Here is an 11,486-nt window from a genome sequence, read left to right as displayed (position 1 = left end):
AAAAAAGATTGAAAGGAATATTATGTCGAATCTATACCCGTTTGGACCAACCTTTAAACAATTACGAGAGAAAAGAGGGCTCAGCTTAAAAGAGGCTGCTTCTACGGTTGTATCACCGCAATTTCTGAGTCGTTTTGAAAAAGGAGAGAAGGGAATTTCCCTTGAAAACTTTAACCGTTTATTGATTGTGCTCGGCTTAGAATGGAAGGACTTTGCAGCTGCATTTGCAGATAATGGCGGAGATTGCATAGAATTTCCTGCTTACGAGTTTTCAAAACATATCACAAATGAAGAAGACATATTTCGCTATCTTCCTGAATACGAAAAATTATTTGATCGATACCTAACTGACAATCCTACACAGGCAGACATATTATTAAAGATAATCAAGCTTGGTCATTATCCAACGATTGCGAAGTCAGAAGAAACCGTCGAAAAAATCCAGCCTGTTATCAATCACTTGATGAAGCTTGAGACCTTTACTAGTTCCGAGCTGGAATTATACTGTCGTATCGTCAATCACTGTCCCCTCGAATTGGTGGAGCACATGTCCAAACAGCTTCTGGTTATGTACAAACAAAGTGCAGATACGGACACCTATATTCGTATTTTAAATGGACTGACCTTCACAGCCAAACACTTTTCCGAACAAGGGTATCATCTAAGGGCTGATAACATTATTAAAGAGGTGAAAAAGCTTCAAACATTTGAACGTGGTTATTTAGCTATACCTCTCATGTTCCTTGAGGTAGAACATATCTACAATCAATTCCGCTGGAATAAGACTGAAGCTATCGAACTCGCTAAAAATATGTTAAATTACTTGGAAAGTGCTAAATTTATTGACCAAAATTATTATTCGAATTTCATCAAAGCCTTTATCTACAACTGTCATAAATTAAATAAAACAGGCGAAGACCTATTTTAACGTTAAAGTAAGTTCTAGTCTGGCACAAAAACTAGAAATCAGACTAATACAAAAAATAAGGCAGAACCTACTACGAAAGCTTGACATAAACTAGGTAAAGTAAGCTAATCACTAAAATTAACAGATTATTTGTATTTTATAAGTAATCTGATATAATAGAGATAGAAAAGGGGTTGGTCTGCAAACCAACCCCATGTAGAACCGTTTAAGACGGTGACCATATATTAGACTATAACTCGTCCAACAACTCGATCAAAAGTGGGGACGGGTTATTTTTTATCACCATCTTTGAAGATTTTATAGCACAAGCCAATCAATGCAATAGTAAAACTACCAAAGCCTAGAATAGTTTGCACAACTTCAAAAGCTGTCAAAAGATGCTCCTCCTTTCCGTCAGATTTTGATGAATTGCCCATAGGCATCACCTCACTTTCAGAAAATAAAGAGCCACCGTCTTCACTTTTCTACCCATCTAGTATAACATATTCATTCCTAAAAATTATTGGAATAGTGCAATATTCCCGAAATCTTTGAGAAACCCCCAAAAAAATTACAACTCTTCTATAGTGATGATATTTTTTTCATTTTATACTCAATGAAAATCAAAATCAGACTAGCTCCAAAGGTTTGGGGAACCTTTGGAGGTTGGAGATAGAGCGAACGTAGTTCGTTTCTACTTACGCAGATAGAACCCTGTTACTATTTTGTTTCAAGGTAACAGGCTGAAAGGCTCCACTGGAGCCTTTCACTCATCAAATCAAGTCAACAACGTCTGATTTTGATTTTCGAAGAGTATTAGCTAACTATCCTTTAACAGTCAATACCCGCGCTACCTTCTAATACTTTATACCGTTTTTAAAATATAGCATAAAAATAAGATAGAAGTACCTAGTTTACAAGTAACAGCAAAAACCGCTAAGATTCAATCCTAGCGGTTTTCTTCTATTCATTTTAATCCAACAACTTAGCCAATTCCTGTGCCAAAAGTTGTTGTGCAACTTGCGGGTTAGCTTGTCCCTTGGTCGCTTTCATCAAGAAGCCTGTAAAGGCCTTATCAGCATTGCGTTTGCCAGACTTGAAGTCAGCTACAGCCGCTTCATTATCCGCAAAGACTTGGTGGATAATCGGAATCAAGACCGCAGGGTCTGAAATCTGTACCAAACCAGCCTTCTCAACATAAGCCTTGGCAGAGCCGCCTTCTTTAGCCAAGTGAACAAAGACTTTCTTAGCAATCTTAGATGAAATAGTGCCATCCGCAATCAAGGCAATCATCTCAACCAAGTTTTCAGGTGTTAAGGCGATTTGTTCAATAGTCTTACCTTCAGCATTGAGGAATTGAGCTACTTCACCCTGCAACCAGTTGGACACTTGTTTAGCATCGCCACCTGCTGCCACTGCTGCTTCAAAGAAGTCAGACAAAGCCTTGGTAGACGTCAATTGACCAGCATCGTAGGCAGTCAAGCCCAAGTTCTCCACATAGTGAGCACGGCGAGCCTTTGGAAAGACTGGCAATCCTGCACGCACTTCCTCAATCCAGCTGTCGTCAATCTCATAGAGCGGTAGGTCCGGCTCTGGGAAGTAACGGTAGTCCGCTGACCCCTCCTTGACACGCATGAGAATGGTTTCACCAGTAGATTCGTCGTAACGGCGAGTTTCCTGCTGGATTTGACCACCTGAACGCAAGATTTTGGCCTGACGTTCTACTTCATGCTGCAAGCCCTTGCGCACATAGTTGAAGGAGTTGAGGTTTTTCAACTCAGTCTTGGTACCAAATTTCTCCTGACCATAGGGACGAAGGGAAATATTGGCATCCACGCGCATAGACCCCTCTTCCATCTTGACATCTGAAATACCAGTGTATTGGATAATTTCCTTGAGGGCAGTCAAGTAGGCATAGGCCTCTTCAGGCGAACGCATATCGGCTTCTGATACAATCTCAATCAGTGGCACTCCTTGACGGTTGAGGTCTACATAAGAATAGCCATCTGTCCCGTGGGTATTCTTACCAGCATCCTCTTCCAAATGCGCACGCTCGATACGGATTTTCTTGGTTGAACCATCTTCTAGCTCAATCTCAATCCAGCCATTGTAGCCAATCGGCTCGTCAAACTGGGAAATCTGATAGGCTTTAGGGTTATCAGGATAGAAATAGTTCTTACGGTCAAAGTGCATGTCCTTGTGAATGTCCATATTCAAGGCCAAGGCAGCCTTAATACCAGCATCCACAACACCCTTGTTAAGGACAGGCAGAACACCTGGGAAAGACCAGTCAATCACGTTGGTATTGGCATTTGGATCCTCACCAAAATGCGCAGATGAAGGTGAGAAAATTTTCGAGTTGGTATTCAACTCCACATGGACTTCTAGACCAATAATCGTTTCAAAGTTCATTAGTTAGCACCTCCAAAAATCACTGGTTGTTGCTTGTGGTAATCTGTTGTCGCCTCAAAAGCAGCAGCCACTTGGTAAATGGTCTCTTCTGAGTATTTTGGACCAATCAACTGCAAACCAACTGGTAAGCCTTCTACAAAACCAGCAGGAATAGAAAGACCAGGCAGACCTGCCAAGTTGACAGGAATTGTTAGCAAGTCCGCCAAGTACATAGCCACAGGGTCATGGTTGAGCGTATCCAAACCAAAGGCAACTGTCGGAGCAGTTGGCCCCAAAATCAAATCATAGTTGGCAAAGACTTTTTCAAAATCTTGGATAATCAAGGTCCGCACCTGGCCAGCCTTCTTGAAGTAGGCATCGTAGTAACCTGATGATAAGCTAAATGTCCCTAACATAATACGGCGTTTGACTTCCTCACCAAAGCCTTGGCTACGGGTTTTCACGTAAATCTCTTCCAAGTTGGTCGCATCTTCTGCACGGAAACCGTAACGGATTCCGTCAAAACGCTGCAAGTTAGAAGACGCCTCTGATGATGCGATAATGTAGTAAACAGCAACCCCATACTTAGAATGTGGCAGGCTGACTTCCTCGATAATCGCCCCCAAGCTTTCCAAGTGCTTAGCCGCCTTGAGAATGGTTTCCTTGACTTGCGGATCAATCCCTTCGCCCATGTATTCTTTCGGCAAGGCAATTTTCATGCCTTTAATGTCCTGACCAATCTTGCTAGTGAAGTCAGCAATTTCATTGATGGTTGATGTTGCATCCTTGACATCATGACCAGAGATGACATTGAGCAACTGGGCATTTTCCTTAACCGTCTGTGAGAATGGACCGATCTGGTCAAGAGATGAACCAAAGGCAATCAGACCAAAACGTGACACCGTTCCGTAGGTCGGTTTCATACCGACGATACCATTAAAGGCTGCAGGCTGGCGGATGGAACCGCCTGTGTCAGAACCGAGTGACAAACGGACCTGACCAGCAGCAACTGCAGCTGCCGAACCACCAGAAGAACCACCAGGAACTTTTGTCTGGTCCCAAGCATTTTTAGTCGGTTTGAAGGCAGAGTTCTCATTAGAACCACCCATAGCAAACTCATCCATGTTGGTCTTACCGACAATAATCATATCCTTTGCATAGGCTTGGGTAACTGATGTCGCATCGAAAATCGGCTCATAGTTGTAAAGCATTTTTGATGCAGCAGTGGTCAAAATCCCCTTCGTAGAGATATTGTCCTTAACTGCCAAAGGAATCCCTGCCATAACATTGTCCGCGTCAATTCCCTTTTCATCAAGAGCAGCAGCCTGCGCCAAGGCCTCATCTTCTGTGATAGTCAAGAAAGCATCCACTGCTCCCTCACGGCTCTTGATGTCTTCCAAGGTTGCCTTGGTCAACTCAACCGCAGAAATCTCCTTTTTGACAAGGAGGTCATGCAATTCATCAATGGTTTTATTGTTAAAAGTCATTAGGCATCTCCTCCCCCGTCTAGAATAGCTGGTACCTTGATAAAGTTATCTTGGGCCTCAGGCACATTTTTGAAAAGTTCCTCACGGCTCTCTCCCTTTTGGGCAACGTCCGCTCGCAAGACATTCTTACGGTCAGCCATAGTGGTCGTTACCGCAACACCTGTCGTATCCACTTCATTGAGCAATTCAACCATATCGACAATCTTGCTCAAACTTGTCGCAAATTCCGCTGTTTCCTGGTCCGAAAATTCCAGCTTAGACAGCTTGGCAACGTGACGGACTTCAGCTTCAGAAATCTTCATTCTTACTTTCCTCCTAATGGAAATCTATCTTCTCATTATACCATATTTCCAGCCCCAGACAAAGGTAGAAATGACCTAATATGTTACCAATTTCCTCCTAAAAATCCGTTCTTTAAATTGCGAAGTATTCCTAATCTCACACCGTAAAACGATAAAAAACAGCAAGTTTCATCTTGCAATAAAACTTACTGTTTGCTTAGCCTATCTTTTTTATGAGCTAATCCTTTGCATGTTTGCGGTATTTTTCCATTTTACCTTTAAAAAGCTCCCCATTACTTGGTGCTGTATAGGAGACAGCATTGGCTCCAGCTTCGATAACCCGCCGAATAGAGTCCTCAGTCGGACCACCAGTCGCAATAATTGGAAAGTCAGGGAAAGCTTCTCGAATCTTCTTCACAACCCTTGGCGTTTCTATACCGCAAGAAACATTTAAAATATCTACTCCAGCTTTAATCCGTGAGGTTAAATCAGACTTTTCAGAAACAACGGTATAAATGATAGGAATATCTACTACCTTATTGATTGCCTCAATTGTTTTTACATCCGTTGGTCCATTTACCACAACAGCGTATGCTCCCTCCGACTCAGACAATAGACTCATATTAGCTGAACGCATACCTGTCGTCAAGCCTCCACCAACACCAGCCAAGACTGGAACTGATGCAACCAACATAATACTTTTGATAATAGCTGGACTGGGCGTAAATGGATAAACAGCCAAAATAGCATCTGCATTGTGATTGGCAATGATAGACACATCCGTTGTAAATAAGACTGAACGAATGCGACGACCATAAATACGAATTCCACTACATTCCTTGATAACCTCTGGCATCTGAACAATATCCTGCCGTAAATCTGATAAAACAGATGGAATAAACTGTTCGCTCATCCTCAACCTCCTCTATACTAGCTTCAATAATATATAGTATAACATATTATTTCATGGAAGATACACAAAAACAATCCATTTTACCACTGCTTTCACAATTTGGTACTTTTTCAACAGATTTTTTTAAAAAAAGAGACAGCTTTCGCTGCCCCCCATTCTCCGACTAAAATAGTCTGTAGGACTATCTTAACGACGGATTTCTTTGATACGTGCTGCTTTACCTTGCAATGCACGTAGGTAGTACAATTTAGCACGACGTACTTTACCGTAACGTACTACTTCAATCTTATCAACACGTGGAGTGTGGATTGGGAATGTACGTTCAACACCTACACCGCCAGAGATTTTACGGACAGTGTACATTTCTGAGATACCTTGACCTTTACGAGAGATAACAACACCCTCGAAGATTTGAATACGCTCACGAGTTCCTTCGACAACCTTAGCGTGAACACGAACAGAGTCACCAGGACGGAAAGAAGGGATATCAGTACGAAGTTGACCTTCTGTCAAACTTTGGATCAATGGATTCATTTTATTCTCCTATCTTTGTCAATCTTAGGTGCTTTTAAACCCAGCGGATAAACTGTATTTTTGTGCGTCCATTACACACAGACTATATTATACACCAAGTAATCACCTATGTAAAGCATTTTGATAAATTTATCATGGTCAATCACACCGCTTCTTTTACAAGTTAAGTCAACAAGGTCTGAGTTTGATTTTCGAAGAGTGTTAATAATACATTCCTGTTGGAGAAAAACGAAAAACCAGTCCACAGACTGGTCACTATACTATTAATCAATAATTGTCGCACCGAGTATATGACGCAAATGGTTAAGAGCAAACTGATGATTCTCCTCCGTCAATGCAGCAATGGCTGATGAGACCACCTCAATACGATAACCCTTATTATAAGCATCAATAGCTGTATGAAGAACACAAATATCAGACAAAACACCCGTCAAGACAACCGTATCTACACCACGTTCTCTTAGTCGAACATCCAAATCCGTCCCAGAAAAAGCAGAATAATGACGTTTATCCATCCAACGAACACGCGCATGCCCTTTATGTTTTTGATAAAAATCTGCTAAAGGACCATACAAGTCACGCCCTTGCGTCCCAATGATATTATGACTTGGAAAAAGCTGAGCTTCAGGATGAAATTCATCCCCCTCCTCATGACCATCAATCGCAAAGAAAATGTAGTCTCCATTTTCAAAAGCTTCTTGCGTAACCTGAGCAATTCGTTCAGAAATAGCCTGAGCTGATTTTCCAGCAGTCAACTTTCCTTCATCTGCCACAAAATCTATTGTATAATCAATCGAAATCAATGCTTTTGTCATTTTAGTAATCACGTTTCTTAATTTCATCAAAAATAGCTGGGATGAGAACTTTCAAATAAGTCCCCTTCATTCCCAAAGAACGACTTTCAATAATCCCTGCACTCTCCAACTTACGCAGTGCATTCACAATCACCGAGCGTGTAATACCGATACGATCTGCAATCACAGAAGCAGTCAATTGCCCTTCATTGCCATCTAATTCACCCAAAATAGCTGCAACTGCCTTCATTTCTGAGTAAGATAGCGTATTTACTGCCATATTAACTGCCGCACGACGACGGATATTCTTCTCGTCTTCTTCCCGTTGGAAATTAAGTAACTGAATACCAACTACTGTTGCCGCAATCTCAACCAAAATCAAATCATCATCGTGAAACTGCTCATCATTCCGCCAAATAATAAGCGAACCAAAACGAATCCCCGTTACGTGGATAGGCGCTATCGTTGTCAGCCCGTTTGGATAAGTCGATCGTGATTCGACAGGGATGGCAGTCAACTCGCTCTCGACAGGCAAATTAACCTGCGTATCGTAAACCTGCGCAACTGCTTTTACATATCCTTCTGGGAATTGTTTGTTTTGGAAAAATTCTTCCACACGATCATTGTTCGTCTCATAGTTCATGTGGTATCCCAAAACTTCACCTTCACTATTAATGATGCACGAGTTGCAGTCAATAATAGCTGATAAATGCTCAGCAATGGCATTGTAAGGCAATTCTTCTGCCAATTGCTCTTCGGAACGCTTCAAAATAGAAGTAATATTCCGTGTCTTCTCTAATAATGTTGTCATATTTTCCTCTTTACTCTGTAATTGCTTTCAGTATAGCAAAAAATATATAAAATTTCAACAATTATCAGAATATTTGCCGTTATCAGAAAAATTCAAACAATTTCATTCAAGTAAAAAGAAAAGGCTGATTAACATTCAGCCCAAAATTCCATTATCTACGATATTGCCGCAAAAATCGTGACATTTTTTCTTGAATTTCTGCCAACTCATCCACACGTGGTAAATACACAATACGGAAATGATCTGGATCCTTCCAGTTAAAACCTCGACCATGGACCAAAAGTACTTTTTCTTGCTTGAGGAAATCCAATACAAATTGTTCATCATCCTCAACTCGGTACATCTCACGATCAATTTTTGGGAAGACATACAGACCAGCCTTAGGTTTTACAGCAGAAAGTCCCGGAATATCATTAATCGCCTTGGTAATGAACTCCCTTTGTTCATATAAGCGTCCGCCAGGCATCAAGAGTTCATCAACCGATTGGTAACCTCCCAAAGAAGTTTGAACAACCTGTTGAGCCAAAACGTTTGAACACAAACGCATATTGGACAACATATTCAAGCCTTCAATGTAACCTTTTACATGCTTTTTCGGACCAGATAAGACCATCCAACCTACTCGGAAACCACAAATACGATGTGATTTAGACAGTCCATTCATCGTCACAACAAATAAATCTGGAGCCAGTGTCGCAATAGGGATATGAACAGCTCCGTCAAAGACCATACGATCATAAATCTCATCAGAGAAAATGATCAATTCATGTCTACGAGCAATATCAATGATTCCTTCTAAAATTTCTTTCGGATAGAGTGCACCAGTTGGATTATTTGGATTGATAAGGACAATTGCCTTGGTTCGAGAAGTCACCTTGGACTCCATATCTGCCAAATCTGGATACCATTCAGCTGCTTCATCACAAACATAGTGAACAGCTTTACCACCAGCCAAACTAACTGCGGCAGTCCAGAGAGGATAGTCTGGCATTGGCACCAACACCTCATCACCATTATCTAGCAAACCTTGCATAGACATAACAATCAGCTCACTCACGCCGTTGCCAAGATAAATATCTTCAATGTCAACATTTGGAAATTTCTTTAGCTGACAATACTGCATGATAGCCTTACGTGCAGAAAAAATTCCCTTACTGTTCGAATATCCCTCTGATTTACGGGCGTTATGAATCAAGTCACGAATAACTTCATCTGGAGCAGTAAAACCAAATTCTGCAGGATTCCCCGTATTCAAACGTAAAATCTGCTCTCCATTGGCACGCATACGCATGGCCTCTTCCAAAACAGGCCCACGAATATCATATGCTACATCATCCAATTTTGTTGACTTGTTAAATTGCTTCATGTCGTCACCTCGACTTTCTATCTTTTCTATTGTACTGTAAAAGCTAAAAAAGTACAAGAATCCTTTACATTTTCTCTCAAAAGGCTTATAATAAAAATGTAAGGAACTACTCTACCTATTTCGGGACAAAGCTCTTCTGAAAGGAGTTATTATTATGACACAATCTTACAAAACCATACTCGTCGCTGTAGACGGCTCTAAAGGAGCAGAATTAGCTCTTCATAAAGCCATTCATGTCGCACTACGCAACCAAGCACGTCTGATTATCGCCCATGTGATTGACACCCGTGCTCTCCACAATGTTGTTGCATTTGACGCCTCTGTCTATGAATCTTTAGAAAGAGAGGCAGAGCTCCTCCTCGAAGAATACAAACAAGAAGCCCTCAACGCTGGTCTGACCGATGTACAGATTCGCATTGAATTCGGTAACCCTAAAACCCTACTGGCTATCGATATTCCAAAGGAAACCGGTGCTGATCTTATGTTACTTGGAGCAACTGGTCTAAACGCCTTTGAACGTCTCCTGATCGGATCCTCATCCGAATATATCATGCGCCACGCAACTATCGATTTACTCATTGTTCGCGATGGAGAAAAAAGTTTATAAACCAAAAGACTTGATTTACGAATCAAGTCTTTTCATCTGTCTTTTCAGCTCTTCCTGAATCTTTTCCTCCGGCGCAAACCGTTCTTCCCAATCATCAGGTTTTAAAATTTTATGGCTAATTGGATCAAAATGGGCCTTCCCATCTGGAAATGTTTTCCCCATATTCGCAGTATGGACTATCTGAAAAATTGGTTCTGGATCAACCCCCATCAAAACAAACGAACCATATGTAAAATAAAGAATATCCAGCAAAGCATCTACCTGATCCTGCATCGAAACCCCGAAACCTCTCTTGCCAGATACCTTAGCAACAGCAGTATCTAAATCCTGATGAAGTTGTTGAATAAAATCATGAAACTCAACTTCAGATTCTGAAGCTGCATGTAGAAATTCTACCAACTCCTCCAATTTAAAACCAGCGCGATGCAAAGCCGTCTGTCCATCATACACACTGGGAAGTTCTTGGGTTTCACCATCCATTAAAAAATGAAAATCCTTTACCCTATTAAAATTATCGTCCTTGCTCTGAAACATCTTATCCCTCAATCACACCAAAATGAATTAATGCCTTATAAATCCCATCACGATTATTTGTATCCGTAACAAAGGAAGCTGCTTGTTTTACCTTTTTCGTCCCATTTCCCATCGCTACCGAATGCTGAATTTCATTCAACATTTCAAAATCATTATTAGAATCCCCGAATACCATAACTTCATCTAACTCAAAACCATATCGATCTGCAACCTTTACAATACCCGATAATTTTGAATTTCCCTTACTGATAATATCAGTCGCATAGGGACTCGAACGCGTAAAAGACAAGTTCGGAAAGAGCACCTCCAATGATTGTGTCTCCCTTTCCGTCGTCAGCAACATCAGCTGATAGATTGGTTGAAAGAGAAAACCTTTCAAATTCGTTTCCTGTTGAGGACTAATCCAACGTACCAAACGATTGAAAATAAAGTTTATGATTCCTGCCCAGGACTCCGGAATCATACGCGTCACACGATAGGCAAAATTTCCTGTTCCAGCACTCATAATCTTACTACCAAATATGCCTTTAGCAGTTCCAAAAGATAAATCCTTATGGTGAGTTTGCGCATACTCCATAATTTGTTCAATTTGCTTTGGCTCTAAACTCTGACTATAAATAACTTCTGCTCTTGAAAAAATATATTGACCATTATAAGCAATGGCCAAATCTAGCCCTAAACTAGCCATATACTGCAAAACAAAACGAGGGTCACGTCCTGTAGCTAAACCAACTAAAATCCCCTTCTCTTTCAAAGCATTAATGGCAAGAATAGTTGAACTACTAACCATACGATTGTCGGTCAATAAGGTACCATCAATATCGAAAAATACAGCCTTTATCGTCAACCAACTCACCTACT

The 11,486-nt window shown here is 41.0% G+C and carries 11 protein-coding genes and 1 pseudogene; 2 read left to right on the top strand and 10 right to left on the bottom strand.

All coding sequences use genetic code 11. The features are described from left to right. The first annotated feature begins 22 nt into the window (after positions 1-22). Positions 23-928, top strand: coding sequence for a helix-turn-helix domain-containing protein (locus PHA78_RS02035; RefSeq protein ID WP_029178172.1), 906 nt, complete (start codon positions 23-25; stop codon positions 926-928). A gap of 269 nt (positions 929-1,197) precedes the next feature. Here PHA78_RS02035 and PHA78_RS02030 read toward each other — a convergent pair whose 3' ends face one another. The 9 genes from PHA78_RS02030 to PHA78_RS01990 all read right to left on the bottom strand — a co-directional run bounded on the left by PHA78_RS02030 (position 1,198) and on the right by PHA78_RS01990 (position 9,484). Further along, positions 1,198-1,350: a putative holin-like toxin gene (locus PHA78_RS02030; RefSeq protein ID WP_073259299.1), complete on the bottom strand. Its 153-nt coding sequence runs from the start codon at positions 1,348-1,350 to the stop codon at positions 1,198-1,200. A 529-nt stretch (positions 1,351-1,879) separates the two neighbouring features. After that, positions 1,880-3,319, bottom strand: coding sequence for an Asp-tRNA(Asn)/Glu-tRNA(Gln) amidotransferase subunit GatB (gene gatB / locus PHA78_RS02025; protein WP_272158388.1), 1,440 nt, complete (start codon positions 3,317-3,319; stop codon positions 1,880-1,882). Beyond that, the gene (gene gatA / locus PHA78_RS02020; RefSeq protein ID WP_272158387.1) at positions 3,319-4,785 is read right to left on the bottom strand and encodes an Asp-tRNA(Asn)/Glu-tRNA(Gln) amidotransferase subunit GatA; all 1,467 of its coding nucleotides are present in this window, start codon (positions 4,783-4,785) and stop codon (positions 3,319-3,321) included. The genes gatB and gatA overlap by 1 nt, the downstream gene beginning before the upstream one ends. After that, positions 4,785-5,087: an Asp-tRNA(Asn)/Glu-tRNA(Gln) amidotransferase subunit GatC gene (gatC, locus tag PHA78_RS02015; protein ID WP_205026568.1), complete on the bottom strand. Its 303-nt coding sequence runs from the start codon at positions 5,085-5,087 to the stop codon at positions 4,785-4,787. Before gatC ends, gatA begins: the two co-directional genes overlap by 1 nt. 217 nt (positions 5,088-5,304) lie before the next feature. After that, a complete protein-coding gene (locus PHA78_RS02010) occupies positions 5,305-5,979 on the bottom strand; it encodes a hydrolase (RefSeq protein WP_024376328.1) in 675 nt (224 codons plus the stop codon). Positions 5,980-6,165: 186 nt separating this feature from the next. Next, entirely contained in the window at positions 6,166-6,513 is a 348-nt protein-coding gene (rplS, locus tag PHA78_RS02005) for a 50S ribosomal protein L19 (RefSeq protein WP_024376329.1), read from the bottom strand. 263 nt (positions 6,514-6,776) lie between these two features. Beyond that, positions 6,777-7,328, bottom strand: a complete 552-nt coding sequence (locus PHA78_RS02000) for a cysteine hydrolase family protein (RefSeq protein WP_272158386.1) — start codon at positions 7,326-7,328, stop codon at positions 6,777-6,779. A gap of 1 nt (position 7,329) precedes the next feature. Next, the gene (gene codY / locus PHA78_RS01995) at positions 7,330-8,118 is read right to left on the bottom strand and encodes a GTP-sensing pleiotropic transcriptional regulator CodY (protein ID WP_023369388.1); all 789 of its coding nucleotides are present in this window, start codon (positions 8,116-8,118) and stop codon (positions 7,330-7,332) included. A 151-nt stretch (positions 8,119-8,269) separates the two neighbouring features. Beyond that, positions 8,270-9,484, bottom strand: a complete 1,215-nt coding sequence (locus tag PHA78_RS01990; RefSeq protein WP_014637482.1) for a pyridoxal phosphate-dependent aminotransferase — start codon at positions 9,482-9,484, stop codon at positions 8,270-8,272. A gap of 154 nt (positions 9,485-9,638) precedes the next feature. Here PHA78_RS01990 and PHA78_RS01985 point away from each other — a divergent pair, with 154 nt between their 5' ends. After that, the gene (locus PHA78_RS01985) at positions 9,639-10,091 is read left to right on the top strand and encodes a universal stress protein (protein ID WP_004195772.1); all 453 of its coding nucleotides are present in this window, start codon (positions 9,639-9,641) and stop codon (positions 10,089-10,091) included. A gap of 15 nt (positions 10,092-10,106) precedes the next feature. Here PHA78_RS01985 and PHA78_RS01980 read toward each other — a convergent pair. Further along, positions 10,107-11,472, bottom strand: a pseudogene (locus tag PHA78_RS01980) (Cof-type HAD-IIB family hydrolase). Positions 11,473-11,486 lie beyond the last annotated feature (14 nt).

Source organism: Streptococcus sp. HN38 (genome assembly GCF_028335765.1).
Classification (GTDB): Bacteria; Bacillota; Bacilli; order Lactobacillales; family Streptococcaceae; genus Streptococcus; species Streptococcus suis_P.
This window is presented reverse-complemented; position numbering and strand designations above follow the sequence as displayed.

Coding starts and splice junctions, on each gene's coding strand:
- codY (WP_023369388.1), bottom strand. CDS start 8,118: ATGACAACATTATTAGAGAAGACACGGAATATTACTTCTATTTTGAAG.
- gatA (WP_272158387.1), bottom strand. CDS start 4,785: ATGACTTTTAACAATAAAACCATTGATGAATTGCATGACCTCCTTGTC.
- PHA78_RS01985 (WP_004195772.1), top strand. CDS start 9,639: ATGACACAATCTTACAAAACCATACTCGTCGCTGTAGACGGCTCTAAA.
- PHA78_RS02030 (WP_073259299.1), bottom strand. CDS start 1,350: ATGCCTATGGGCAATTCATCAAAATCTGACGGAAAGGAGGAGCATCTT.
- gatB (WP_272158388.1), bottom strand. CDS start 3,319: ATGAACTTTGAAACGATTATTGGTCTAGAAGTCCATGTGGAGTTGAAT.
- PHA78_RS02010 (WP_024376328.1), bottom strand. CDS start 5,979: ATGAGCGAACAGTTTATTCCATCTGTTTTATCAGATTTACGGCAGGAT.
- gatC (WP_205026568.1), bottom strand. CDS start 5,087: ATGAAGATTTCTGAAGCTGAAGTCCGTCACGTTGCCAAGCTGTCTAAG.
- PHA78_RS02035 (WP_029178172.1), top strand. CDS start 23: ATGTCGAATCTATACCCGTTTGGACCAACCTTTAAACAATTACGAGAG.
- PHA78_RS02000 (WP_272158386.1), bottom strand. CDS start 7,328: ATGACAAAAGCATTGATTTCGATTGATTATACAATAGATTTTGTGGCA.
- rplS (WP_024376329.1), bottom strand. CDS start 6,513: ATGAATCCATTGATCCAAAGTTTGACAGAAGGTCAACTTCGTACTGAT.
- PHA78_RS01990 (WP_014637482.1), bottom strand. CDS start 9,484: ATGAAGCAATTTAACAAGTCAACAAAATTGGATGATGTAGCATATGAT.